This is a genomic window from Vibrio sp. JZG10, from assembly GCF_054064075.1.
This window is the reverse complement of sequence record NZ_JBSUGE010000009.1, coordinates 56,651-82,355: the sequence shown is the minus strand read 5'-3', so window position 1 is coordinate 82,355 and position 25,705 is coordinate 56,651. Positions and strand designations below refer to the sequence as shown.

The 25,705-nt window shown below is 44.5% G+C and carries 17 protein-coding genes; 8 read left to right on the top strand and 9 right to left on the bottom strand.

Annotated features, from left to right (window positions below):
- Positions 1 to 59: 59 nt before the first annotated feature.
- The 5 genes from ACWYVB_RS12035 to hemL all read right to left on the bottom strand — a co-directional run bounded on the left by ACWYVB_RS12035 (position 60) and on the right by hemL (position 9,959).
- Positions 60 to 1,742 carry an ABC transporter substrate-binding protein gene (locus ACWYVB_RS12035; RefSeq protein ID WP_005394703.1) on the bottom strand — a complete coding sequence of 561 codons (1,683 nt, stop codon included), beginning with the start codon at positions 1,740 to 1,742 and terminating at the stop codon, positions 60 to 62.
- A gap of 776 nt (positions 1,743 to 2,518) precedes the next feature.
- Positions 2,519 to 5,905, bottom strand: coding sequence for a hybrid sensor histidine kinase/response regulator (locus tag ACWYVB_RS12030; RefSeq protein ID WP_048625952.1), 3,387 nt, complete (start codon positions 5,903 to 5,905; stop codon positions 2,519 to 2,521).
- Positions 5,906 to 6,131: 226 nt separating this feature from the next.
- On the bottom strand, positions 6,132 to 7,157 hold the full coding sequence (rsmC, locus tag ACWYVB_RS12025) for a 16S rRNA (guanine(1207)-N(2))-methyltransferase RsmC (RefSeq protein ID WP_005394693.1): 1,026 nt from the start codon (positions 7,155 to 7,157) through the stop codon (positions 6,132 to 6,134).
- Between the two features lie 75 nt (positions 7,158 to 7,232).
- Entirely contained in the window at positions 7,233 to 8,318 is a 1,086-nt protein-coding gene (locus ACWYVB_RS12020; RefSeq protein WP_394452030.1) for an AI-2E family transporter, read from the bottom strand.
- A gap of 345 nt (positions 8,319 to 8,663) precedes the next feature.
- Positions 8,664 to 9,959 carry a glutamate-1-semialdehyde 2,1-aminomutase gene (gene hemL / locus ACWYVB_RS12015; RefSeq protein ID WP_012841437.1) on the bottom strand — a complete coding sequence of 432 codons (1,296 nt, stop codon included), beginning with the start codon at positions 9,957 to 9,959 and terminating at the stop codon, positions 8,664 to 8,666.
- 246 nt (positions 9,960 to 10,205) lie between these two features.
- On the opposite strand from hemL, the gene erpA reads away from it, so the two are divergent.
- From erpA to vmeK, 3 genes are all read left to right on the top strand, one after another.
- Complete coding sequence (erpA, locus tag ACWYVB_RS12010) at positions 10,206 to 10,547, top strand: iron-sulfur cluster insertion protein ErpA (RefSeq protein ID WP_005380031.1); 342 nt, start codon at positions 10,206 to 10,208, stop codon at positions 10,545 to 10,547.
- A 105-nt stretch (positions 10,548 to 10,652) separates the two neighbouring features.
- Positions 10,653 to 11,771 (top strand): efflux RND transporter periplasmic adaptor subunit, encoded by a 1,119-nt coding sequence (locus ACWYVB_RS12005; protein WP_395222244.1) that lies wholly within the window; start codon positions 10,653 to 10,655, stop codon positions 11,769 to 11,771.
- Positions 11,772 to 11,780: 9 nt separating this feature from the next.
- Positions 11,781 to 14,885 carry a multidrug efflux RND transporter permease subunit VmeK gene (gene vmeK, locus ACWYVB_RS12000; protein WP_395222242.1) on the top strand — a complete coding sequence of 1,035 codons (3,105 nt, stop codon included), beginning with the start codon at positions 11,781 to 11,783 and terminating at the stop codon, positions 14,883 to 14,885.
- Positions 14,886 to 14,950: 65 nt separating this feature from the next.
- On the opposite strand, the gene ACWYVB_RS11995 is transcribed toward vmeK, so the two are convergent.
- The gene (locus ACWYVB_RS11995; protein ID WP_046875053.1) at positions 14,951 to 16,243 is read right to left on the bottom strand and encodes a peptidoglycan DD-metalloendopeptidase family protein; all 1,293 of its coding nucleotides are present in this window, start codon (positions 16,241 to 16,243) and stop codon (positions 14,951 to 14,953) included.
- Positions 16,244 to 16,373: 130 nt separating this feature from the next.
- Here ACWYVB_RS11995 and tyrS point away from each other — a divergent pair, with 130 nt between their 5' ends.
- Positions 16,374 to 17,561 (top strand): tyrosine--tRNA ligase, encoded by a 1,188-nt coding sequence (gene tyrS, locus ACWYVB_RS11990; RefSeq protein WP_065645535.1) that lies wholly within the window; start codon positions 16,374 to 16,376, stop codon positions 17,559 to 17,561.
- Between the two features lie 418 nt (positions 17,562 to 17,979).
- Positions 17,980 to 18,825 (top strand): magnesium transporter, encoded by an 846-nt coding sequence (locus tag ACWYVB_RS11985; protein ID WP_012841442.1) that lies wholly within the window; start codon positions 17,980 to 17,982, stop codon positions 18,823 to 18,825.
- Here the strand turns inward: ACWYVB_RS11985 and dacB are convergent.
- Together dacB and ACWYVB_RS11975 are read right to left on the bottom strand one after the other, a co-directional pair.
- Complete coding sequence (gene dacB / locus ACWYVB_RS11980) at positions 18,804 to 20,225, bottom strand: serine-type D-Ala-D-Ala carboxypeptidase (protein ID WP_395222241.1); 1,422 nt, start codon at positions 20,223 to 20,225, stop codon at positions 18,804 to 18,806. The genes ACWYVB_RS11985 and dacB overlap by 22 nt on opposite strands.
- Positions 20,226 to 20,411: 186 nt before the next feature.
- Complete coding sequence (locus ACWYVB_RS11975) at positions 20,412 to 21,446, bottom strand: porin (RefSeq protein WP_054867131.1); 1,035 nt, start codon at positions 21,444 to 21,446, stop codon at positions 20,412 to 20,414.
- Positions 21,447 to 21,991: 545 nt separating this feature from the next.
- On the opposite strand from ACWYVB_RS11975, the gene greA reads away from it, so the two are divergent.
- Entirely contained in the window at positions 21,992 to 22,465 is a 474-nt protein-coding gene (greA, locus tag ACWYVB_RS11970) for a transcription elongation factor GreA (protein ID WP_005380065.1), read from the top strand.
- Positions 22,466 to 22,549: 84 nt separating this feature from the next.
- On the opposite strand, the gene yhbY is transcribed toward greA, so the two are convergent.
- Entirely contained in the window at positions 22,550 to 22,846 is a 297-nt protein-coding gene (gene yhbY / locus ACWYVB_RS11965; protein WP_005380066.1) for a ribosome assembly RNA-binding protein YhbY, read from the bottom strand.
- Between the two features lie 138 nt (positions 22,847 to 22,984).
- Between yhbY and rlmE the strand changes: the two genes are divergently transcribed.
- Both rlmE and ftsH read left to right on the top strand, forming a co-directional pair.
- Positions 22,985 to 23,614, top strand: coding sequence for a 23S rRNA (uridine(2552)-2'-O)-methyltransferase RlmE (gene rlmE, locus ACWYVB_RS11960; RefSeq protein ID WP_005388985.1), 630 nt, complete (start codon positions 22,985 to 22,987; stop codon positions 23,612 to 23,614).
- Between the two features lie 108 nt (positions 23,615 to 23,722).
- Entirely contained in the window at positions 23,723 to 25,696 is a 1,974-nt protein-coding gene (ftsH, locus tag ACWYVB_RS11955; RefSeq protein ID WP_085342669.1) for an ATP-dependent zinc metalloprotease FtsH, read from the top strand.
- The last annotated feature ends 9 nt before the right edge of the window (positions 25,697 to 25,705 follow it).

Below are 25,705 nucleotides of genomic sequence, written 5' to 3'. Positions count from 1 at the left end.
TAACAAGGGATTTTTATAGGCGGCACACGGGATGTATGCCGCTTGAAATGAACTTCTACTTATTTAACTGGTTTTAGGTCCAGCACGTGAAGTAGACGCTCTGGGATACCAGCCCAAATGTTTGGACGGCCCTTAGGATTTTCTTCGTTCCACCAACCAGTGAAGCGAGTTGTGTTGTATTGATACATGTACGCGCCAGATAGCACAGGAATGGTTACTTGGTCCTGAGCAATAATCTTCTGGATACCATGAGCGATTTCTAGCTGTTCTTGCTTATCAGCGGTTTTGTAGAAGCTGTTAAGAAGACCGTCTAACTTATCGTTCTTGTAGAAGTGCATTGCAAAGCGAGGCATACCGTCACCAGACTGTAGCTTCGAGTTGTAGCCGCTGTCCCAGTACAAGTGTGGATCCGCACCGTGGAAGTAGTTGGTGTAAGCAACGTCGTATGTACCTTCTAGCATTGCTTGGTTGTATACCGAGAAATCTGGAGTACGAGCACGTGCTTTAATGCCTACTTCTGCTAGTTGCTCAACAGCTAGTTGTACAGTGTTGTTAAAGTCAGTCCAACCGTTTGGCGATTGAATGAGAAGCTCGAAAGACTTGCCAGATGGTGTATCTACAAAGCCATCTTTGTTTACATCTTTGAAGCCTGCTTTAGCAAGAAGCTTTTTCGCACCTTCGGCGTTGTATGTGTTGTAACCTTTGTACTTGTTGTGCGTCTCTTCGTCAGACCAAGCTTCGAATGCGTAGCCTAGACCTGAAGCAAAGTCATTTACTGTACCGCCACCGTAGAATGCAATGTCGATAATCGTTTGACGGTCTAGCGCCATAGAGAACGCACGACGGAAGTCAACGTTAGTAAGTGCTTCGTTTTTCGCCGCGTCTGGGTTTTTGAAGTTCACTACAAACGCTTGAGTACCCGCTGGTGGGTACCAGTAGTGGTGATTCGGACTTGCTGCAGCGTAAGTGCGGTCGATGTCTGGTACGAATGAAGACGTCCAGTCCATTTCGCCGTTAACGATTTTGCCCAAGAATTGGTCGTTGTTCGCGATTTGTGGCACTCGTAGACAGTCTACATCTAGGTTATCAGCATCCCAGTAATTCGGGTTCTCACACTGAATGTATAGTTGCGGTGTAAAAGTGTCGATTTCGGTAAATGGACCACTACCTACAGGATTTTCGTTTGTGAATGTTGCTGGATCTTTCACTTTGCTCCATACGTGCTTAGGTACAACTGGTACTTTCGCAATTTCGTAAGGAACGTTTGAGTTTGCTTCGCTTAGACGGAATTTAACTTTGTAGTCGTTAACTTTCTCTACGCCAGTAACCCAAGAGTTGATACCAGATTGGTCTAGCTCTGGCTTCTCTTTAACTAGGTTGAAAGAATAAACTACGTCATCAGCGGTAAACGCTTTGCCGTCAGACCATTTTACGCCCTTACGAATATCGAAGGTCACGCTCATTAGGTCATCAGCCATGGTAAAGTTTTCTGCTAGACGAAATACTGGCGTGTTACCGTGCATTTCGTTAAAAACAACGAGCGGCTCGTAAATAAAGTCGGTTGTTGTGTGCAGGTTAGTTGCACCCAAGAAAGGGTTAAAGTTACGAACGAAAGTTGTAAACTCTTTAGGGTGGATAGTCAGTTCACTGCGTTCAGCCGCAGTAGCTACCGATGCAAAACCTGTAGTAGCCGTTGCAATAATTGCTGTTGCTAGTGCTGTTTTTTTAATATTGGCAAGCATAGCTGTTCCTTACTATTTGCTTTCATTTCACTAAATGGAATTGAATGTCATCAATTGATAAACACTCTCCAAGACCTACCTCTTGTTTATGCATTACTCATTACAACATTGAGTTTCGCCAAGAGTGGCCTGTAGGCCTTAGGCAGGAGTAAGAAAACACCTTATCCATAAAATAATCAAACTCGATTCTCGTTAAAAACGTTAAAATATCGTCACTCTCCGTTATAAACGTTATTTTGGCTAAATTTGACTAGAGATAGACCAAAAAATAAACGTTGATATTCGTCGCAGTTTATATCCTCATTAATAGTGAGTGTTAGTAATTGCTAACCTATAATCTATTTAAAATAAAAGCCTTATGATTCTCTTCCTGGTTCGGAGATCTCGCTCACATGCAGAAAATGTGTTAATTAATTAGCTAAAAATTAATCTGCCGTTCTGTTGTGATTGAGTTCGCAATCTCTGTCAATTGTTGGTTAAAAACCGTTTGTTATCTGAAAAATAGTCTCTTTTATCGACAGTTTTCTCTCATTTATTGCTCTTTTTTTATTGTGAAAATGAAGTGTTTTATTCGCTCGACTCAACCTAGTTTGGGTAAGTTATATCGATAGAAGCGTATGTTTGGAATGCCTACCATGAACAACTTTGTCCAGAGGCTTATTCGGCATTTTAATGTGGTAACGGTAGAGAGTCGCTGTATTGTTCGTCTTTAGAGAAAGAGAAGGCTTGGATAATAAAAAGCCCAGCGTATGCGCTGGGCTAGTTTTTGATAGGTATTAGCTGGTCAACAGTCGCTGTAGTTTATCTCGTTGAGCTTCGATGTACGCACGCTCAGGACTCTGTTCTTTACAGTGTTCAAGGATGAATTCTATCGAGCTCAATACCGTTCTCCAACGTGGCGTTTTTGGCAGCGTTTCTATACGCATGTATTTATCCAAAGTGCGTGTTTGCAGAGTGCTACGGTCAAGATAAACGCGCCATAAGCCACTTTGTTCGGCAAATGCGAATTTACTTTCACCAGTGACTGACTCCCAATACTCTAAGGCATGTGTCATTGCGTCGACCAGAATTTCTCGCATTAGCTCTTGTTTGTCTTTTTTGTTACCAAGCGCTTTGTCTGCAAGGCGTGTAAACTCTCCACCGAGTTCTTTCAGCTTCTGCAGTTGGTCTTTATCGCCATCAAAAGCATAACTTGAAAGCACCTCTACTGCGGTTTCTAGGTTGTGTATGCGAGCGGCATTGGCTCCTCCGCCAACATTAAAGATATACATGACATCTAAGCCTGAGCCTTCAGGTAGTTTAAGAATGTCTGCTTCGATGTTTTGACGAATATCTTCAATATAGATATCAATCTTGCCACAGTAATGAGGTTGTTTGACGGTCAGATACTTAGGTGCAATCAACTCATCGGCAGATGAACGTTTTAATTGTTCTAAGTTACGCTTGAATAGCTTGCAAGCAGCTTCATTAGCAAACCGGATACGTTTATCTTCACGCAAACAGATAATCGCTTCAGGAGCCGATTCCAGTTGTTCCAACAATCGCCCTTGAGTTTCTAATAAGCTTGCCTCTACAGCCGCTCGTTGGCGAAGTTCAGATTCAAGTATCTTATTCTCCATGTGGCGCATTTCAGCTTGGCTTGCCGTTAAGTGCGCTTGGATGCGCGCAGCTAGCTCTTGTTTATTGAATGGCTTAGATAAATAGTCGTTGGCTCCTGCTTCAAAGCCTCGTACACGATCTTCTGTTTGACTAAGCGCGGTGAGCATAATGATAGGTAGCTCGGCATGGTCATAAGTTTCACGTAATTCACTGCAGACTTGATAGCCGCTCATGCCTGGCATCATGATATCCAATAACAGGAGTTCCGGTTTTTCCTGCTCAACGAGTGCTAATGTTTCTGGTCCATCAGAGACGGTACGTACGCGATAGCCCTCTAAACGTAAGAAGCTCTCAAGCACACGCAGGTTTACTGGCTCATCGTCAGCGACATACAGTAACGGGCCGTCTGGATTCTCTGGCAGTGATAAGTCTTCATTGTTCTCTACATCGATTTCAGGAATCTGGAAGTGTCCGTGTGCTGCAAGGGTTTGAGTTGTTTGGATCTCTTCTTCACTGGCAAGTGGTAACGTGAAACTGAAGGTGGTGCCGACCATAGGCTGGCTGCTGACGTATAACGAGCCACCCATCAACTCAATCAATTGACGGCTAATCGAAAGCCCGAGCCCCGCACCTTGACGATAGCGACTTGCGTCTTGTCCTGCTTGGATAAGTGGCTCGAAAATATGTTCAAGATGTTCTGCGGGAATACCTTGCCCAGTATCCACAACTTGCACACGAACATGATCATCAACCACATTGGCGGAGATAACGATTTTACCTTCTGAGGTGTACTTAATCGCATTACCGATCAGGTTATATAACACTTGTTCAAGGCGTTGAGGATCGGCAGACACCGCTTTCAAATCCGCTGGTACTTGGTTGATGATACGGATGGTTTTATTTCCGAGTAAATGGCTGGAAAGCTCTAGTACCAGTCGCGTTGCACTGGCTAAACTCACCGCTGACTTCTGGATATCCATGCTTCCGTAACGCATTTTATGATAATCCAATAAGTCATCAACAAGGTTTGCGAGACGTTGCCCACTTTTAATGATGATATCAAGCTGATATTTTTGGCTAGCAGGAATAGCACCGTTAGCGCCGGACGCTAAAGTCTCAGCGATTCCGACCATGCCGTGCAATGGTGTGCGGAGTTCATGAGAAGTGGTGGCTAAGAACTCATCTTTAAGTTTGTCGGCCAATTGCAGTTCATCATTTTGTTTTTGAATGATCTGGATGTTGCTCTCGAGCTCTTCATTTTGCTTCTTAATGGTTTGAATTTTCTCTCGAATAGAGCGTTGCATTCGTTCAAAACTCAGCGCAAGACGGCCAATTTCATCTTTGCGAACCGTATTAAAGGTGGTGTCATCAAGATCTCCGGCAGACACTTTTTCGGCAGCCCAAGTTAACTTCAGCAACGGAGAAGTAATAAAGTTTGATAAATAATGGGAAGCGATTACCACTAGAATGATGGCGATCAGCATGGCGATAACAAACAGTTTTTCGAGTTGATGAATACGAGCGAAAGCTTCGTTTTCTGGTAATTGCACGACGAGTGCCCAAATAACACCACGCGTCTCAATCGGTGCATAAGCAGCGATGATCTCTTCACCTAAACCGTTCGTGTAAGTGCCGACGCCAAATGCACCAGAGAGTGCTTTATCGATCACTTCTAAGCTGTTCTTAATGTCATCTTGCTTGGTGTTAATTGTGCGAGGTTGGTGATCATTTCCAACCAGTAAGGTGTTAATGGATGACTCTCGGTTGGCGTCTGCGGCTAACTTCGTGATGCCATTATTTGGTAAGCGGAACATAGCATAGCTGTGTAGGTAGCCTTGCTGAACAATTGGAGCACCTAACCAAGCGACTTGTTTACCACCTTCCAGTTCGAAATCAGACACAATAACAGGGGTGTAGTCTTCATTCACCTTACGGCGTTCAGTGACGTCATCAGCTAGACGCTTGAAGGTTTTGCCAAGTGCTGAGTCTTTGTAGGGACCTGATAATAAGTTTGTTCCGTAGTTATCGTCTTTGTTGATCGAGTAGGTGACATTACCGTTGATATCGACCAGCAAAATATCATTAAAATCAGAGCGCTTGAGGAGCTCCAAGTAGGCCCAGTGGTAACGTTTATGTAAGAGTCGGTAACGTTCACTTCCGACATAGTTGGAAGACTCGGGTAACGTTGACGTTTTGATTTGATCTCCGCTGCCTTCAATGTAGCGCTGTTGGGCATTTTTACGAGATTCTTCAATGTCATTACCTAAACGACTAAAAGCATTGACGAGACCGTAGAATCGACCACCACTGGCGTAAGCCAGTTCAGAGCGCACAAAGCCCATGACTTCGGTTTCCCGCGCCTCAAAGTAGTCGATAATTTGCTGTTGTTTTGTATCTCGAACAGACAACAAGTGTGAGGTGCTTTGTTCTTGCAGATCTTTACTGTGGGACTGTAGGAAAAAGATCGCAGTAATAGTAAGAGGTGTGATACTGAGCACCAGAAATGCGGTCATCAGTGTACTCTGAAGGCGCTTAAATTTCTGTTTTTTGTAGAATTTAAACATGGATAAGATTACAACTCATAAAGGGCAGTTCTAAAATGTACTTCGCTGCCGAGGTTCTCGTTAAAAACGGATAAGAAGTTCAACTAGATAGAATTAACAAAATTAACGAGTTTTTTTTCTTTGACAAGAAAGTTAGTTGTAAAGCGTGCAGGGTGACGCAGTTTTTCTTATGAGTGTTGAGTTTTTGAGAAAAAATCGCGCAGGTTTGTACCTGCGCGAGGGAAGATTATGACTTTTTCGCGTAGTAGATAGAAAACTTATTGGTCTTATTTAGCGTCTCGCAATTATTAAACGCTCGCTCAATAATTGGTGGATATTTTAAGAAGCTATTCGCGACAATGATCATTTCACCATGGTTATCGAGATACTTTGGAGCCTGACCCAAGAGTGTTTCTGCTGCGTTGTAGTTCGTATCCAAACCACTGTGGAAAGGTGGGTTACTGATGATAAAACGATAATCGTCGGCAGTGTCTGAGTAAATATCAGAGGCGAATACATGGCCGGTTAATCCATTGGCTTTTAGTGTGGCTTGACTCGATGTGATGGCATACGCGTTAATGTCACACATCTCAATCGCAATTTCCGGATTGGCTTTTGCCATGAAAGCACCTAACACCCCAGCACCACATCCAAAGTCGAGGACTTTACCTGATAGAGTAGGTAGGGTTTCGAGTAATAGGCGGCTACCTAAATCGAATTCGCCATGACTGAATACTCCAGGCAAGCTCTTAACAGTTAGTGATTGCTCACCAAGTGTGACCGTATAGGTTTTAAACCAGTCTGCTTGATTGAACGGCTTTGGTTCATTGAGGCAAGTGCCCCAGTAAAATGAACAGCGACGAGCGGAATCGTATTTATTGACCGGGCCATACTCTTTGAACATCTTCTCGATGCTTTTAACACCTGAGCGGTTTTCGCCAACCACTACAATTTCAGTGTTCACGCCTAGTTTCGCCATCAACATCGCCAGAAGGTATTCGGCTTCGGCTTTGGCTTTAGGCCAGTACAAAAGCACCATGTCTGCTTGTGTCTCAGTATTAAACTCAGAACCAAAATGGCTTTTAACCTTGTTATGAGTGCGAATTTGACGGTAGAAGCTGTAGTTTGAAGTGAAGACTTCCACAGATTCACAGTGTTTGGTCAGTTCAAGTGGAAAGAGATCTTCGACTTCACCTGCAACTAAAACATGTTTTCCGTTGAAGTACTCGAGCTGACGCTGAGCTATTTGGCTAGGAGCGATATAAGCAGACATAAATTGGGTTCATCAGAAATAATTGGGGCAGATTTTCGCACAATCTGCCCCAAGCTTGAAGTGATTAAGCTGTGACTAGCTGTTGTCTTGCTGGTTGAGGAAGTCTTTGAATTCTTCTTCGTAGATATTAAACAGTACCATTGTCACGGCAAAAATCAGTGGACCGTAAATTAGGCCGATCAATCCAAACAGGTGCAGACCACCCAGTAACGAGAAGAAAATCATTAGGGTGTTCATGCCTGCGCTGCCTTGCATTAGCAGCGGACGCAATAGGTTATCAATAGAACCAACGACGACCACACTCCACACCGTCAAGAAGATAGCCCAAGTCATATCGCCTGTTAAGAACAAGTACGCCGCTGCAGGAATCCAGATTAGTGCGGTTCCGACCACTGGGATGAATGATGCAAAGCCCATCATCGTTCCCCAGAATAACCCCGGGAAGCCAGCAAGCCACATACCGATACCGCCAGCCAGACCTTGAGCAATCGCTGTCATGAATGAGCCCATCACGGCTGATTTAGAAACTTGCTCTATCTCTGTCAATATGCGGTCTTCTTGGCTACGTGAGAGTGGCAGAATATGACGAATCGCAGAGATAATTTTGTCGTGGTCACGAAGCAGAAAAAACAGCACAAACAGCATCAGGAAGAAGTTCATCAGGAAGTTGGTGGCGTCTCCTAAAATTTTGGCACTGATAGCAACTAGGTTAGAGCCAAACGATGTGGCAAATTGACCAATTTTTTCCGCAATGGCTTTTGGCTCGATTTTATCGAAAGGTAAGTACTCATTAACTATAGCTAAACCTTTGATAACGAAAGGATGTTGGAATATATCTTGGATGCCGCCATTAGTGACCCAGTTGTACGTATTTTGTGAAAAAACAGAGCCTTGTTGAACAATGGCTGCAAACACAAATAGCAGTGGGATAACGATAATAAACGTCAAGACGACACATGACAGCAGTGCGGCCATATTGGGGTGCTTGGGAATTTTTCGCTCAAACCATTCGTGTACCGGAAACATGAGCAAAGAAATGATAAAAGCCATCACAATGGAATTGATGTATGGCTCAACCAATAAGTAGCAAGCAAAAGCAGCGGCGAGTAAAGAGACCATTAGCACTCGGTGACTCGACGTTATTTTTACATTATTTGGCATGAGATTAGTCCAACTTACAGGTGACGTTTACGGTTTGCGCCTTCAAAGATGGCGTTGAACCTTTATTACTTTGCACTCTTAACTCTTTCAAGCTTATGACAATGCCGAATTAGAGCAGAGCAATATACCTTGTTATAATGACCACAAATCAGTCGGTTATCAATCAAGAGATGAACTATGGGTTGTTGCAACGGTGATAAAAAGTGTCAAACCGAGAAAAAAGCCAAACGAATACCGTGGTTTGGCATTGTTATTGGTGTTTTAGCAGTATTGGTTATATTGAATTGGCAATAAAAAAGGACCGTGATAGTCCTTTTTAAATTAGTTATCGCAGCTTTTAAGCGATTATTTTGCTTCTTCTGCAAGAGTTGCAAAACAGCGGTCAGCTGCTTCTAGCGTGGCATCGATTTCTTTTGAACCGTGAGCAAGGGAAGTAAAGCTCGCTTCGAACGCTGAAGGCGCTAGGTAGACACCGTGTTTGAGCATTAAGTGGAAGAAGCGCTTGAAGCGTTCCACATCGCACTTCGTTACGTCTTCGTAGCAAGTCACTTTTTCTTGGTCAGTGAAGAAGAAGCCGAACATGCCGCCCACTTGGTTCACAACCAGAGGAATACCGTGTTTCTCTGCTAGAGACTTAAAGCCATCTGCTAGTTGTTTGGTTTTTGAAGCTAGGCGTTTTTCGTTGCCTTCTTCTTTTAGAAGGTTCAAACATGCATAGCCTGCAGCCATTGCGACAGGGTTGCCAGAAAGCGTACCTGCTTGGTAAACCGGACCCGTTGGCGCAACGTATTGCATTACTTCTTTACGACCACCGAAAGCACCCACTGGCATACCACCACCGATCACTTTACCCAGTGTCGTTAAGTCTGGCTTGATGTTGTAGTGCGCTTGTGCGCCACCAAGTGCCACGCGGAAGCCTGTCATTACTTCATCAAAAATCAGTAGGGCGCCTTCTTGATCACAGATTTCACGTAGACCTTCGTGGAAGCCTTCCACTGGTGGGATACAGTTCATGTTGCCTGCAACTGGCTCAACGATGATACAAGCGATTTCGCCTTTGTTAGCAGCGAATAGCTCGCGTACAGAATCTAGGTCGTTGAATGTTGCTGTTAGCGTGTGCTTAGCAAAATCTGCAGGAACGCCAGGAGAGCTTGGTTGACCAAGAGTCAATGCGCCAGAGCCCGCTTTAACTAGCAAGCTGTCAGCGTGGCCGTGGTAACAACCTTCAAATTTCATGATCTTGTCGCGACCAGTGAAGCCACGTGCAAGGCGAATCGCGCTCATAGTCGCTTCGGTACCAGAACTTACCATGCGGATTTGCTCCATTGATGGAACAAGTTCAGAAACTAACTCTGCCATCGCGATTTCAAGTTCTGTTGGCGCACCGAAGCTAAGGCCGCGTTGCGCTGCGTCAATGACGGCTTCGCGGATAACCGCGTGGTTGTGGCCAAGAATCATTGGACCCCAAGAGCCAACGTAATCAATGTACGCTTTACCATCGGCATCAAAAATCAGTGGACCGTCTGCTCGTTCGATAAATAGCGGAGAGCCGCCAACGCCGTTGAATGCACGAACTGGTGAATTGACACCGCCAGGGATGGTTTGCTGAGCTTTTTGATACAGCTCTGATGATTTGGTCATGGGGTTATCCTCTTTTGATTGCTCGGACCAAGTGGAGCGCATTGTACCTAGCTATAATCAAGTTAGAAACGTTTTGCTTAATTTATGTGTTGTTTCGCAGTGTAATCTTATATATCCGCATCTGTTATAAAGAATCGGCGGTGAATACTTGAACGAGTTTGTCAGGTATTGGATAATCGTCTCAATTAGCACAAATTTGACGTCTTGCTTCAGGCTTGACGCATTACACGAGTGAGAGAGGTCTTCGTGAGCGAAGTAAACGTACCATTATCTTTTTCTGACGCAGCAGCATCTCGCGTTAAAGCATTGATTGCTGAAGAAGAAAACCCAGCATTGAAACTGCGCGTATACATTACTGGTGGCGGCTGTAGCGGCTTCCAATACGGCTTTACTTTTGATGAAAATGTAAACGAAGGCGATACGACAATCGTAAACAGTGGTGTAACACTGGTTGTAGACCCTATGAGTCTGCAATATCTCGTTGGCGGCATTGTTGACTACACAGAAGGGTTAGAAGGAGCGCGCTTCTTTGTAAACAACCCAAATGCAACGACAACATGTGGTTGTGGTGCATCGTTCAGTGTGTAATTAACACCAATCAGGCAGCCAGTGGCTGCCTGAACTTTACGTAGAAGGATGTCACGTAAAGTCGCTCTCGCAGAATATGCAGAGAAATAATAAAAAGGACTTTATATGTCTGGATCGTCTTTCGGACGTCGCATTGTCGAGCGCCCGTGGCTAGTATCTCTTATCCTCATATTGCTTCTTGTTGCATGGCTGGCAATCGGTCAACTGAAAGCACAAGATGATAATCTCAATTCTTCATCCTCTTCAACGAACACCACGCCACTTGCAAAGGTGATGTTCGACACCTTTATTGCTGAACCCACAAGTAAAACCATCGAACTGTATGGGCGGACTGCACCCAATCGTCAAGCGCGCCTTGGCGCTGAAGTCGCCGGTAAAATAGTCAGCCTCAATATAGAAAAAGGTCAAACAGTCAAGCAGGGGCAAGTGATCGCAAGCATCGACAAGCGCGATCTTGGTATTCAGCTCAAGCGGGCTCAGGCGATGCTGTTGGTTAAAGAGAAAGAGTTTAATGCAGCTCAGTCGCTAAAAAGTCGCGGACTACAAGGCGAAGTTGCGTTTGCGACAGCACAAGCGGCATTGGTGGATGCTCGAGCGAACTTGAGTAACGTGCAAACGGCATTAAGAAATACCGAGGTGAAAGCACCATTCGATGGCATTGTTGATCACCACTTTGTTGAGTTAGGAGACTTTGTAGGGATTGGCGATCCTATTGCGACGGTTATTGATTTGGACACTTTGGTGATTGAAGCCGATGTCAGTGAGCGGCATATACAATACCTTAAGGAAGGCCTACAAGCCGATGTAAGAACCATTAACCAACAGCATTATCAAGGTCGGGTACGCTACATTGGGCGTGTTTCTTCTGTTTCTACTAACACCTTTCCAATTGAAATCGAAATTGATAACCAAGACGCAAGAATTCCGGCCGGTATGAGCGCTGAAGTACAGCTGCCGTTGAGTGAAGTGTTGGCGGTAAAGATTACGGCTGCAATGCTAGCACTCGATGAAGAAGGTAATTTAGGTGTTAAAACACTGCGTAATGAGCATGTTGAGTTTGTTCCGATTCAGCTCATTAAGGCCGAGGATGATGGTGTTTGGCTCTCTGGGTTAGGAGAGCGAGCCGATATTATCGTGCTGGGGCAAGGGTTTGTTCGCGATGGCGATCAAGTACTGGCCAACAAAGTTGATGACGTAGTTGTTGAAGCGGCTAGTGAGCAGTAAGGAGCACTTATGTACACTCTGATTGATGCTGCGTTATTCCGCGCTCGCACCATGCTGACATTATTGGTGATGATCTTAATTGCCGGTGTCATTACTTACGTCACAATTCCCAAGGAGTCGAGCCCTGATATTACCATTCCTATTATCTACGTTTCCGTTGGACATCAAGGCATTTCTCCCGTCGATGCCGAGCGTTTATTAGTTCGCCCAATAGAGCAAGAGTTGCGCTCTATTGAAGGCGTAAAAGAGATGACCTCTGTGGCATCAGAAGGTCATGCTTCGGTGACGCTGGAATTTAGTGTTGGAGTGGATCTTGATAAAGCGATGGCAGATGTCCGAGACGCCGTTGATCTTGCGAAGCCAAAATTACCAGAGGACAGTGATGAGCCAACGGTAAATGAAGTCACGTTTGCATCTGAAGAGCCTGTTTTGACTGTTGTTCTATATGGCACCGTACCAGAGCGGACCATTGTACAGATTGCCAGAACGCTACGTGATCGTTTGGAGAGTTTCCGTCAGGTTCTTGAGGTTGAAATCGCAGGGGATCGTGAAGACATCGTGGAGATAGTTGTCGATCCGCTATTGATGGAAAGCTACGGTCTCGATCAAGCGGATATTTATAATTTAATCGCCTTGAATAACCGAGTGGTTGCAGCGGGATTTGTCGATACTGGGTATGGACGCTTTTCGGTAAAAGTCCCATCGGTGTTTGATTCACTGAAAGATGTGCTTGAACTGCCAATCAAAGTGAATGGCAAAGAGGTGATCACCTTTGGCGATGTGGCGACAGTACGACGTGCATTTCGCGATCCTGAAAGTTTTGCTCGTTTAGATGGTGAATCTGCCATCGTTTTGGACGTAAAAAAACGGGCAGGGGAAAACATCATTGAAACGGTCGAGCTGGTAAAAGAAGTACTGGCTCAGGGACAACAACGAGCCGAGTGGCCCGACAATTTGCAAGTCAAATACACTTGGGATCAATCCGACGATGTCAAATTGATGCTCAGTGATCTACAAAACAATATCTTATCCGCAATTATCCTCGTCGTGATCGTCATTATTGCTATATTGGGGGTTAGGACCGCGCTTCTCGTAGGTATTTCTATTCCGGGATCGTTCTTGACTGGGTTGTTGGTGTTATCGGTATTTGGGTTGACGGTCAATATCGTCGTACTGTTTGCCTTAATTATGGCGGTGGGCATGTTGGTGGATGGTGCCATTGTGGTGACAGAGTTTGCTGACAGGCGCATGCAAGAAGGTACGCTACGTAAAGAAGCCTATCGAGATGCAGCAAAGCGGATGGCATGGCCAATTACCGCATCCACTGCAACCACATTGGCTGCGTTTGCTCCGTTACTTTTCTGGCCAGACATCACAGGTGAGTTCATGAAGTACTTACCACTTACTTTAATTGCTACCTTGGCCGCTTCGCTGATGATGGCTTTACTGTTCGTTCCTGTCATCGGTGGGATCATTGGCAAGCCTCAAGTAGTCAATCAGAAAGCTCAGCGAGAAATGGTTGAGCTGCATAACGGCAACTTTGAAAAAGCGACAGGCATTACCAAGCTTTATTACCAGACTCTGTCGGTGGCGATTCGTCACCCATGGAAAGTATTACTCAGCGCGATACTGCTAGCGGCAGGTGTCGGTTTTACCTACAACAAAGCTGGCTTGGGCGCAGAGTTTTTCCCTGAAGTGGACCCTGCCTTTTTTACCGTTAAAGTTCGCTCTTATGGTGACCTGTCTATTCACGAAAAAGACGTTGTTATGCGCGAAATCGAGAAGGTGATGCTCGGTCATGACGAGTTTGAAAGTGTCTACACGCGCACGGGGTCGAGCGATAATGGGGACGAGATTGGCCAGATTCAAATAACGCCTGTGGATTGGCAGTATCGACGCAAAGTGAAAACCATTATTGAGGAACTAAAAGAGACGACAGACCGCTTTTATGGTGTTGAACTTGAATATAAATTCCCGGACGCAGGACCGCCTGTCGAGCATGATCTCGTGATTGAAGTGTCATCACGAAATTTGAGTGTTAGTGCGTTAGATGAAGCAGCCAAAAAAGTACGACATTGGGCTGATGGTAATCCTGCACTGACCAACTTGAGTGATACCACTAATAAGGAAGGGATTGATTGGCAAATTGATATCCAGCGAGATGACGCCTCTCGCTTTGCAGCGGATGCTACTTTAGTCGGGAATACCGTCCAGTTTGTTACGAACGGCTTGAAAATAGGCGATTATTTGCCCGATGATGCGGATGAAGAAGTCGATATTTTGGTGCGCTATCCGCAAGATAAGCGCGACATAGGTCGATTTGATCAACTGAGAGTGAAAACGGCAGCTGGTCTGGTACCGATTACGAATTTTGCTCAAATCAAACCAGATCATAAGCAAGACACTATTCGTCGGGTCGACGGTCATCGAGTTATCAATATTAAAGCGGATATGGTGGAAGGTTACAATTTGGCGCTTGAGTTACCTAAGATTGCCGCTGGAATGGAACAGCTCGACTTACCGGAAGGCATTGAATATAAGATTCGGGGTCAAAATGAAGAGCAAGAAAACTCATCAGCATTCTTGCAAAATGCTTTTATTGTCGCGCTTGGTGTGATGGCTTTGATTTTAATTACGCAGTTTAATAGCTTTTATCAAGCTTTCTTAATCCTTAGTGCAGTGCTGTTTTCTACCGTTGGTGTCTTCGCTGGGTTGCTTATTTTCCAAAAGCCATTTGGTATCATTATGTCGGGAATTGGAGTGATTGCGTTGGCTGGTATCGTGGTAAACAACAATATTGTTTTAATCGATACTTATAATCAGATGCGTAAACGTGGTTTAGAAAAATCTGAGGCTATTTTACGCACAGGTGTGCAGCGTTTAAGACCCGTTTTACTCACGACGGTGACCACCATACTAGGCTTATTGCCAATGGTGCTAGAAATGAACATCGACTTAGTTAACCAAAAAGTGGAATTTGGCGCGCCAAGCACTCAATGGTGGTCTCAACTTGCGACGGCTGTCGCGGGTGGATTGGCGTTTGCGACTTTGCTAACACTGGTTCTGACACCATGCTTGCTCATGCTCGGGAGAGAGCATCACTCCGAAAAGTAAGCTTCATCGTAATGATATTAAAGAAACAAAAAGGGCAGCTGAGCTGCCCTTTTCAATACATCAATTTACTTCATTGCTAACAGTTTGCTGTAGCGCTCAAGTTTGTCCATGCTAATTTTTGCGTTTGCCATGAAAGTTTGTCTTGCTTTGCCTGTTAGGGATTTAGATTGTGGCAAATTCACCGTACGCGGGTTTTTGTGGACACCATTCACAAGGAACTCATAGTGCAAGTGAGGGCCTGTTACACGACCTGTTCCGCCAAGCGTACCAATGGTTTGACCTTGCTTAACGCGTTGACCAGCTCGTACTGTACGTTTAGTTAAGTGCAGGTACTTGGTAATGTAAGTATTGCTATGTTTAATGAAAACGTAGTTACCATTAAATTTGTTGTAAGACGATTTTTGAACGACACCATCGCCAGCCGCCCAAATCGGGGTGCCCACTGGTGCAGCATAGTCCGTGCCTCTATGAGGACGAACGCGTCCTGTTACAGGGTGTAAGCGGCGTGGGTTGAAGTTAGACGAAACTCGACGGAAATCCAACGGCGCGCGCAAGAACGCTTTTTTCATTGCTCGTCCATTTTCGTCGTAATACTTGCCACTTTTCTGATCCAGTATTGCAGTGAAGGTATCGCCTTGGTTTTTAAATATCGCAGCAATGATTTTTCCGCGGCCGATTACTTCACCTTCTACCACTTCCTCTTGGTAAAGCACTCGGAAGCTGTCGTTTTTACGAATATCTAAAGCAAAGTCGATATCCCAGCCAAATATGCCGGCCAGTTCCATGATTTGGTTGCCATTTAATCCTGAAGAGATTCCCGCATTCCAAAAGTTTGATTTGATGGTGGCTTCAGCGTAGTTGTACTGGAAGTCGACTTCTTTTTTATCGACTTCTGAGACGTATTTGCCGTCTTTTAACGTGATACGAAAAGTTTCGAATGCGCTTAATGTTCTTCTTAACTGTACTAAGTCGTTGTTTTCATCAAAACCGAATTGCAATCGATCGCCAGGTCGAAGTCGGGTTAATTGCTTTTCCACTTCTTTGTCTGATGAGACAAGCTCATGCAATAGACGGGCAGAAAGCCCCACGCGACTAAACAAGATGGCGGCACTCTCACCATTTTTCACTTTGTACGTTTCCCAACGCAGTACAGCGGGGGACGCTGGAGACGAACTGTTTAGTGCACTGAGTTCTAGGGAAACTGGCACAGGATAATGTTGACCAACTTTTAATCGGCTCTGCTGTGGGTCTAGGTCTTGCGGATCAGGTAAAAAGAAGAGCGCGAAGATAATCAGCGCACTAAAAAAACCGATCAATACTTTGTGCAAGAGTGGAAGTCGGACAAAAATCGAATGCATGAGGTACTTGATTGCTAAATTAAACGGAAAAATTCACAACTACCTAGTCTAACGTGTTTCAAAATGCATCGCTATTCAAGTAATATGTTCAGCTATTATATTTTTGCCAAATCTGTGGGAGTGAACAAGAATGGCGAGCATTGAAGCTGCACTAGCCGAGATTAAGCGCGGTGTTGAAGAGCTGATTCCAGAAGAAGAGCTTATCGCAAAACTAAAAGAAGACCGTCCTCTACGTATTAAATTGGGTGCGGATCCTACGGCTCCAGATATTCACCTAGGTCATACGGTTATTTTCAATAAGCTTCGCTTGTTCCAAGAGCTAGGTCATGAGGTGACGTTCCTAATTGGTGACTTCACTGCAATGGTTGGTGACCCAACAGGTAAAAACACAACACGTCCACCGCTAAGCCGCGAAGACGTATTGCGTAATGCAGAAACTTACAAAGAGCAGGTATTCAAAATTCTAGACCCTGCAAAAACTAAGATTCAGTTCAACTCTGAGTGGTTATCTGAGCTTGGTGCAGAAGGTATGATTCGTCTTGCTGCAAACCAAACTGTTGCTCGTATGCTAGAGCGTGATGACTTTAAAAAGCGTTACGCGGGTGGTCAGCCAATTGCTATTCATGAGTTCATGTACCCACTTCTACAAGGTTGGGACTCAGTAGCAATGGAAACTGACGTTGAGCTTGGTGGTACTGACCAGAAGTTCAACCTGCTAATGGGTCGTGAACTGCAAAAGTCTCACGGTCAAAAACCACAGGTTGTACTGATGATGCCTCTTCTAGTGGGCCTTGATGGCGAGAAGAAGATGTCTAAGTCAGCAAACAACTACATCGGTATCAGCGAAGCGCCAAGCGAGATGTTTGGTAAAATCATGTCTATTTCTGATGACCTAATGTGGAGCTACTACGAGCTGCTATCTTTCCGCCCTCTGGAAGAGATTGCTCAATTCAAAGCTGATGTAGAAGCGGGCAAAAACCCTCGTGACATCAAAGTATTGCTAGCAAAAGAAATTATTGCTCGTTTCCACAGTGAAGCTGATGCAGATGCGGCAGAGCAAGAATTCGTAAACCGTTTTGCGAAGAACCAAATTCCTGATGAAATGCCAGAATTTGATTTTGATGCAGGTCGCCCAGTGAGCAATCTGTTGAAAGAAGCTGGCTTATGCCCATCATCGTCAGATGCGATGCGTATGGTTAAGCAGGGCGCTGTGAAGATAGATGGTGAAAAAATTGCGGACAGCAAATTTGCTCCAGCAGCGGGTACTTACGTGTTCCAAGTAGGCAAACGTAAATTTGCACGTATTACTATTCAGTAATCAATAATCGCTGCAAATGAAAGCGCCTGATGGGCGCTTTTTTTGTATAAAAATTTAGCGAAAAAGACAAAGTAAAACTTCCAAACATGTTTAACTTTGCTACTATACTCTCGCTGCCAATAATGGCAGCGTTATCGGAGATTTACATGAACAATACCGACCATCCTCCCAGTCGTTGGGTGAGTAAGAGCAAGGGAGCGAAATAACCCGCTTCGGTATTGGCGATCTCCGCCTTACCTAAGTGGTGAGGCATCTTTTCTAATTTTCTTCTCGTTATTTCCTTCATACATTCTGAATAGACAGTGCATCCGCATTGGTTTTCTCTGTGCATCTTAATTGTTGTGTGACTTTAAGCATGCAAGATTGACTTTGCGTGCCTTGTCGATGGTCGTTACCAATGCCAATCGGGAGATTCGCCATGACGGTAATGAACAACACTTTTATTGAAACAACACCAAACTTTTCTGAAGTAGAAATTGGTGCAGCTCGCAATGCATTTTTGCAGTATGAGCAAGAGCAACAAGTCCATTTGCTTACGATCATGCCGATTGATGAGGCAGTAGGTATTTTACAGCATTGCTCTGTCGGTTATGTGAATAGTCTTATTGCTCAACTTGAGCAAGCAGGCCATGACAAACGCGCACGTCATTATGCTCACCAATTAGGTCTGCATATGTCTGAAGTTGATACACCTGATGGTTATTTATCGACTAGTGTTTTGGGGCACGTGAAGCAGCGTATTGGGTGGATCATTGCACTGGCACTTTTAGGGATTGTGTCGGGTTTGATCATTGCTCAGTATGAGGACACTCTTAGCCAGCTCGTTTTGCTTGCGGTGTACATGCCTGTGATCGCTGCGGCTGGTGGTAATACAGGAACACAAGCTGCAACTTTGGTGATTCGTGCTCTTGCAACTGGAGAGCTAAAAAAACGCCAATGGTTAGAAGTTTTGTGGAAAGAGAGCCGCGTTGCTCTATTTATTGCGTTAGCTATCGCTATCGTGATGATTGGACGCATTATGTTATTTAGTGCCGGTCAATCAACAGGGGGCTTTGAACTTACCGATATCGCATTGGCAATAGCGGTTGCGTTATTCATCCAAGTAACAATTTCTACAACATTAGGTGGACTGCTACCAATTATTGCACGAGCTTGCAAGATGGACCCAGCGGTATTGGTGAGTCCAGTTCTTGCGTCTATCGTCGATATTTCAGGGATGTGGATATACTTTAATGTGGTGAACTATTTCTTGGGTATCGCCTGACTAAAGTTCACAATATCACTATAAAAAAGCTGCTCAAAATGTGTAATAGGGGCGATGACAGGTTTGTTATCGTCCCTTTTTTCTGGGAAGTAGTCTGAAACAAACTGAACAAAAACGGTATTAGGTTGACCATTTTTATCCAAGCCATATCCGGCCATGTTGTAAGTTCCGTAGAGGGAGCCGCTTTTGGCGATCAATTGTCCTTTAATTGGCAACTTTCGCATACTTTGTCGGTACTTTAGTGTGCCTGACTCACCTGACTTCGGCATGATGGCGATCAGTTTAAGCTCGTCTTCGTGCTGCCAAATATAACGAAGAATTTCCGCCATTTTGGTGGCGGAGATACGATTGTTTCGCGAAAGTCCTGAGCCGTCTTCTAGGCGCGCATTACGAATATCAATACCAGTGTTGGCGAAAATGATCTGCTTGATCGCCTCTGTACCGTTGGCAAAGCTACCTGACTGAACAAAAAACTTAGCGCCAAGTGTTTTGGTTAATGTATCTGCAATCAAGTTATCAGAGTTTTTAAGCATCTCTTCCAGAATGTCTGGTAATGCCTCTGATTGATGCATGGCGATTAGCTTGCGCTGTTTTTCCGGAGCCGAACCGATCCGAATCTTTCCTGATAACTCAATATTGAGCTGCTTAAGCAAAGCTGCCAATCTATGGCTGGTATAAAGTTCGGGATCTTGAACGGCAAATTTAAGTGGCAATGGTTTCTCCCTCTCAACTAAGCATCCAGTTAGCTTGTAGTTGTTATCAGGGGTTGCGACTAAGCCTAAATCGCAATGACGACTTTTCTTAATCGTTTTAGAAACGGTCTCGACAGTACTTGTTACACGAATAGGTTGATGCTCAGGTACGTAGACTCGAGTCCCACCGTCTTTTTGCGTATAGATAGAAGCCTGCACACAGTTGTTATTGAGTGTGATGGTCGATGCCGGAGCGCTGTAGCAAACTCCCAAGATATCCCACGGCCAGCCCACTGCACGGTTGTAACCAGTGAATGCGCTGTTATCGAGCCATAAGTCACCGTCAATACGTTTTAAGCCATTTTTCTTGGCTAGGGTAAGAAGTGATTTTAAATCGTTGGTTTGGAGCGTTGGATCGCCGACAAAGTAAATCACTGCGTCTGAGCTCGACGCTTCTAGTTTGGTTCGAAAGCGGAAGTTATCACCCAGCTCTAACTTTGCCGCTAATGCTGTGACGATTTTTAATGTACTGGCTGGTGGGAACAGTTGTTCGGTAGGATGAACACCGTCAAGTTCAGCATTTTCACTGAGTTTTTCCGCGACTAAGCTGATGCGAGAGCCTTCCGGCAACACTTCTTGATGAGGGTACGCTTGTGAAAAAGCAGAAAGTAATGAAGAGAATATGAGCAAGGGCCAACGTAAACGCATAATGATACTTTCTAAGGTGAGTTATGTGATTGAGTATACGCAAGTCCTTTCAATATGCTAGGTAACTAAAGAAATGCTTTATATGTCATCAGGAATGAGACATGAGAGAAAGGCGTGCGGCTTAAAATGGAGTATAAAAAATGCCCGCTTGAAGCGGGCATTCGATATTCTAGTCAAAGACCGGAATTAGAAGTCGTAACGTAGACCTAGAGCTAGCTCGTCTTCAGCATCAGCTTTAGATGCTGTAGTGTTGCCACCAACTTTACCTAGTTTATCGCCAGAGTCGATTAGGTTGAAGTTGTATGAAACGTAACCACGGAAGTTAGGCTTGAAGTAGTAAGATGCATCAACAGCGAAGTTGTTAGCAGAAGTTTCGTTGTTAGTTTCTGCGTTGTTGTACGTTGTTGTGAATACTGTTTGACCTAGAGTGTAAGCACCAGCTAGTTCGTAACCAGTGTAGTCACCTTCAGTTTTCGCTTTTTCACCGTCAGTGAAGATACCAGCGAAGTATAGGTCACCCATAGTGTAAGATGCAGCTAGCATGTATTCGTTAGCTTCGTCTTGGTCTGCGTAACCAGCACCTAGCTCAAGACCTGTGTCTGCTACTGCGTAGATTGCAGATAGAGAGTAGCCGTCTTGTTTGTTGTCTGAGTAGTGATCAACGCGATCGTTTTCACCAGCAGGAGTACCGTCTGCTTTTAGCTCTGTACGGTCAGCGAAGCGGTAGCTTGCTTTAACACTTAGGTTTTCGAATTGACCTTTGTAAGCCATCATGTTGTCTGTACGGTCTGCTACAGCTAGTTTGTCTGCTGCAGAGTTACCGTGGTAAGCCATGATATCTGTGAAGTCAGTGATAACGCCTAGTGCACCTTCAGTTTTACCGTATGCGAACTCACCGTAAGCACCACCAAGACCAGCGTAAGCAAGACGAGTTTCTAGATCGCTCTTGTCGTCGCCGTCTACAGTACCGTTTTGAGCAGTCTCAAATTCACCTTCCCAGAAACCAACACCGTATAGGTTGTCATTGATCTCTTGTTTACCAAGGAAGTTTAGACGGATGCGAGATTTGTCTTGAGCGTCGCCATCTTTCATAGATAGACGTGCTTCAGCACGGCCGCCCATTTCTAGAGAAGTGCCGTCTTGGTTGTAAAGTTCAGCTGCGTTTACGCCAGTTGCCATAGCTGCTGCAGATACAGAAAGAGCAATTAGAGTCTTTTTCATCTTATTTGTCCTAGTTAGCTGTCCATAATCATTGTTGTATGGGGGAGAGGTAATCTCTCACAAGTTGTTGGTCTATAATCGGCCAGTAAGCGGTATAATTCGCCCTTGTAAGCCTTTGATCTAACAACTCGCTGGACATGTTTTACTGCTAAAGTTTCCGTATGAGTTAGTAAAATGATATAAATCGTATCGATGAACACTGTTCGATTATTCTGGTTTTTGATTTAACTTTTTGTTTTAAATGATATTTTGTGGCTATAACATTCGTCTGACATTGATTAGTTTTTATCTTTTTTGATGTTTTTGGTGTAATGAACAGTGTTGTTTTTCAACAAATTGCGACAGTGATGCACTCTAGAATCGTTCTAAAAGTGACTTATATCATTATGCCGAAAATGCATAGTCTTACAGCCTTTCGAATTAAGATGATTTCGTCCGGGAGTTTGTTTACACTAAATGAAATACATCTTTAAGCGCACTACCCAGCCCTATGGCAGGGTGGGCTTTTTTTTGTCCAAAGACCCATTTGGGCTTGAGGTTATAAAATGGAAAAAGTTCCAATGACACTACGTGGCGAGCAAAAGCTACGTGCAGAACTCGATCGTCTACTTAAACTACGTCCTCAAATTTCAGAGGCAATCGCTGAAGCTCGTGAGTTAGGTGATTTAAAAGAGAACGCAGAATATCACGCCGCTCGAGAAGAGCAGGGTATCTGTGAAGCACAAATCCGTGACATTGAATACAAACTGTCAGTTGCTCAAGTAATTGATGTAACGAAGATGGAGAACACGGGTAAAGTTATTTTTGGTTCAACCGTAACCTTGATTGACATCGACACCGAAGAAGAAAAAACATACCAAATTGTTGGTGATGACGAAGCAGACATTAAAGCTGGCCGTATTTCAGTAAGCTCACCAATTGCTCGTGGCTTGATCGGTAAGATGGAAGGCGATGAGGTTGCTATTCAAACTCCGGGTGGCGCGAAAGACTTCGAAATCGACCGAGTAGAATACATCTAAGTTGTTGAGAGTAATTTTGTTACTCCAATAAAACGCAAAAAGGTCGCCAATGGCGACCTTTTTTCTTCAGCAACGTAAGTAGAATTACTTACGAGGGATTTCGATTTTACGCTCTTCAGACTGGCGGTATAGCACAAGCACTTTACCAATAGTCTGAACTTTTTCTGCGCCCGTCTCACGTACGATAGCGTCGATGATTAGCTGTTTTGTTTCACGATCTTCTGAAGCAACTTTTACTTTGATCAGTTCGTGATGGTTAAGAGCGATTTCAATTTCTGCTAGCACGGCTTCTGTAAGTCCATTTGCGCCCATTAGCACGACAGGTTTTAAACTGTGAGCTAGGCCTTTAAGGTGCTGCTTTTGTTTGGTGCTTAGGTTCATTACGCGGCCAATTTTCTTTAAAATAAGGGTTGAAAAAAGCTATTTTAACGCCATCTATTGCTGAAGACTATAATTTATTGAGTAATAGGTAGCGCCTATTAAAACAATAGCTCCAATTTGCGCCTTGTTGGGATTAAAATGAGTAAACAAAAACATTCGGCTAGTTCTGGTCGTTGGTTGAAAGAACACTTTGATGATAAATACGCGAATGAGGCTCGTAAAAAAGGCTATCGCTCACGTGCTTATTTCAAGATCGATGAGATTCAAACGAAAGATAAATTGTTAAAGCCTGGGATGACAGTCGTCGATTTGGGTGCGGCACCGGGCGGGTGGTCTCAATATGCTGCTAAGATAGTAGGAGACAGTGGTCAGATCATTGCGTGTGATTTGCTTCCTATGGACCCGATTGCAGGTGTCAGCTTTTTACAAGGCGACTTTCGCGATGATGCAGTATTGGAAGCTTTGCTAGAAAGAATCCAACCTTCAATGGTAGACGTAGTAATGTCTGACATGGCACCTAATATTGCGGGAAATAACTCTGTTGACCAACCTCGTGCTATGTATTTAGTTGAATTGGCTTTAGATATGTGTCGACAAGTTCTAGCGCCTAATGGTAGCTTTGTCGTAAAGGTTTTCCAGGGGGAAGGCTTCGATCAGTATGTGAAAGAAGTCCGAGACATGTTTAAAGCCGTAAAAATTAGAAAACCAGACTCATCGCGAGCTCGCTCTCGAGAAGTCTTTGTTGTAGCCACTGGTTACAAAGGTTAACCATTTTGCTCTCTTGAGAGCGTGTTAACACTATAGCTACAGTGAATGAACTGTAGTACCCTACCTTTAATTACAATTAGTTATCGAGAGGCTTACACCTTGAGTGACATGGCAAAAAATTTAATTCTGTGGCTTGTTATCGCCGTCGTATTGATGTCGGTATTCCAGAGCTTTGGCCCTGGAGAAAGCAATGGCAGAACCGTGGATTACACCACGTTTGTACAGGAAGTTGGCCAAGGCCAGATTCAAGAAGCAACTTTTAAAGACGGTGAAATTAGCTTTGTTCGTCGTGGCGGCGGTGCCAAAATGGTCACTTACATGCCAGTGTATGACCAAAAGCTTCTAGATGACCTAATTAATCAAAACGTGAAAGTACAGGGCACGCCTCCAGAAGAGCAAAGCTTGCTTGGTACTATTTTCATTTCTTGGTTCCCAATGATCTTACTGATTGGTGTATGGATTTTCTTCATGCGTCAAATGCAAGGCGGCGGCGGTAAAGGCGCTATGTCTTTTGGTAAGAGCAAAGCTCGAATGATGAGCGAAGAACAAATCAAGACAACTTTTGCTGACGTCGCTGGTTGTGACGAAGCAAAAGAAGACGTGAAAGAGCTGGTGGACTACTTGCGTGATCCAAGCCGCTTCCAAAAACTGGGCGGTAAGATTCCTACTGGTGTGTTAATGGTTGGTCCTCCTGGTACTGGTAAAACGCTTCTAGCGAAAGCCATTGCTGGTGAAGCAAAAGTACCGTTTTTTACCATCTCGGGTTCAGATTTCGTAGAAATGTTTGTGGGTGTCGGTGCATCTCGTGTACGTGACATGTTCGAACAAGCTAAGAAAGCAGCGCCTTGTATTATCTTCATCGATGAAATCGATGCGGTAGGTCGTCAGCGTGGTGCTGGTGTTGGTGGTGGTCATGATGAACGTGAACAAACACTAAACCAAATGCTCGTTGAGATGGATGGTTTCGAAGGTAACGAAGGTATTATCGTTATCGCTGCGACTAACCGTCCGGACGTGCTAGACCCTGCGCTACTGCGTCCTGGTCGTTTTGACCGTCAAGTGGTAGTTGGTCTTCCAGATGTACGTGGTCGTGAGCAGATTCTAAAAGTACACATGCGTAAAGTCCCTCTAGCAGGTGACGTAGAGCCTTCTCTAATCGCTCGTGGTACACCAGGCTTCTCTGGTGCTGATTTAGCAAACCTAGTCAACGAAGCGGCGCTATTTGCTGCGCGTGGTAACAAGCGTAACGTTTCTATGGTTGAATTCGAATTAGCGAAAGACAAAATCATGATGGGTGCCGAGCGCCGTTCAATGGTGATGTCTGAAGAGACAAAAGAGTCAACGGCTTATCACGAAGCAGGTCACGCAATTGTTGGTCGTTTAGTACCTGAGCACGATCCAGTGTACAAAGTGTCGATCATTCCACGCGGTCGCGCGTTGGGTGTGACTATGTACCTACCGGAGCAAGACCGTGTCAGCATGTCTCGCCAGCATCTAGAGTCTATGATCTCTAGCTTGTACGGTGGTCGTCTAGCGGAAGAACTCATCTACGGTGCTGATAAAGTCTCAACAGGCGCGTCAAACGATATTGAACGTGCAACTGATATTGCTCGTAAGATGGTTACTCAATGGGGTTTCTCTGAAAAGCTTGGTCCTCTACTGTATGCAGAAGATGAAGGCGAAGTGTTCTTAGGACGTAGTGTAACTCAGACTAAACATGTGTCTGACGATACAGCGAAGTTGATTGATGATGAAGTTCGTCAGATCATTGACCGCAACTATGACCGTGCGAAGAAGATTCTTCAAGAAAACATGGATATCATGCATGCGATGAAAGATGCGCTGATGAAGTATGAAACCATTGATGCTCGTCAAATTGATGATTTAATGGAGCGCAAAGCTGAAATTCGTGAGCCTGCGGGTTGGAGTGATAACTCAACTAGCAAACCTGAAGACAGCGAGAAGCCTCAAGCAAAGCCAGAAGTTAAAGAAGAAGCAACGGACGCTGCGAAAGATGCAGAAAAGTCTAGCTCTTCAGAAGCGACTTCTAGCGAAGCGCCTGAAAAGAAAGACTCTGAATAAAGAGTGTTG

Excerpts from the sequence above, each read along its gene's own strand:
- ACWYVB_RS12035 (WP_005394703.1), bottom strand. The coding sequence starts at position 1,742 with ATGCTTGCCAATATTAAAAAAACAGCACTAGCAACAGCAATTATTGCA.
- ACWYVB_RS12030 (WP_048625952.1), bottom strand. The coding sequence starts at position 5,905 with ATGTTTAAATTCTACAAAAAACAGAAATTTAAGCGCCTTCAGAGTACA.
- rsmC (WP_005394693.1), bottom strand. The coding sequence starts at position 7,157 with ATGTCTGCTTATATCGCTCCTAGCCAAATAGCTCAGCGTCAGCTCGAG.
- ACWYVB_RS12020 (WP_394452030.1), bottom strand. The coding sequence starts at position 8,318 with ATGCCAAATAATGTAAAAATAACGTCGAGTCACCGAGTGCTAATGGTC.
- hemL (WP_012841437.1), bottom strand. The coding sequence starts at position 9,959 with ATGACCAAATCATCAGAGCTGTATCAAAAAGCTCAGCAAACCATCCCT.
- ACWYVB_RS12005 (WP_395222244.1), top strand. The coding sequence starts at position 10,653 with ATGTCTGGATCGTCTTTCGGACGTCGCATTGTCGAGCGCCCGTGGCTA.
- vmeK (WP_395222242.1), top strand. The coding sequence starts at position 11,781 with ATGTACACTCTGATTGATGCTGCGTTATTCCGCGCTCGCACCATGCTG.
- ACWYVB_RS11995 (WP_046875053.1), bottom strand. The coding sequence starts at position 16,243 with ATGCATTCGATTTTTGTCCGACTTCCACTCTTGCACAAAGTATTGATC.
- tyrS (WP_065645535.1), top strand. The coding sequence starts at position 16,374 with ATGGCGAGCATTGAAGCTGCACTAGCCGAGATTAAGCGCGGTGTTGAA.
- ACWYVB_RS11985 (WP_012841442.1), top strand. The coding sequence starts at position 17,980 with ATGACGGTAATGAACAACACTTTTATTGAAACAACACCAAACTTTTCT.
- dacB (WP_395222241.1), bottom strand. The coding sequence starts at position 20,225 with ATGCGTTTACGTTGGCCCTTGCTCATATTCTCTTCATTACTTTCTGCT.
- ACWYVB_RS11975 (WP_054867131.1), bottom strand. The coding sequence starts at position 21,446 with ATGAAAAAGACTCTAATTGCTCTTTCTGTATCTGCAGCAGCTATGGCA.
- greA (WP_005380065.1), top strand. The coding sequence starts at position 21,992 with ATGGAAAAAGTTCCAATGACACTACGTGGCGAGCAAAAGCTACGTGCA.
- yhbY (WP_005380066.1), bottom strand. The coding sequence starts at position 22,846 with ATGAACCTAAGCACCAAACAAAAGCAGCACCTTAAAGGCCTAGCTCAC.
- rlmE (WP_005388985.1), top strand. The coding sequence starts at position 22,985 with ATGAGTAAACAAAAACATTCGGCTAGTTCTGGTCGTTGGTTGAAAGAA.
- ftsH (WP_085342669.1), top strand. The coding sequence starts at position 23,723 with ATGGCAAAAAATTTAATTCTGTGGCTTGTTATCGCCGTCGTATTGATG.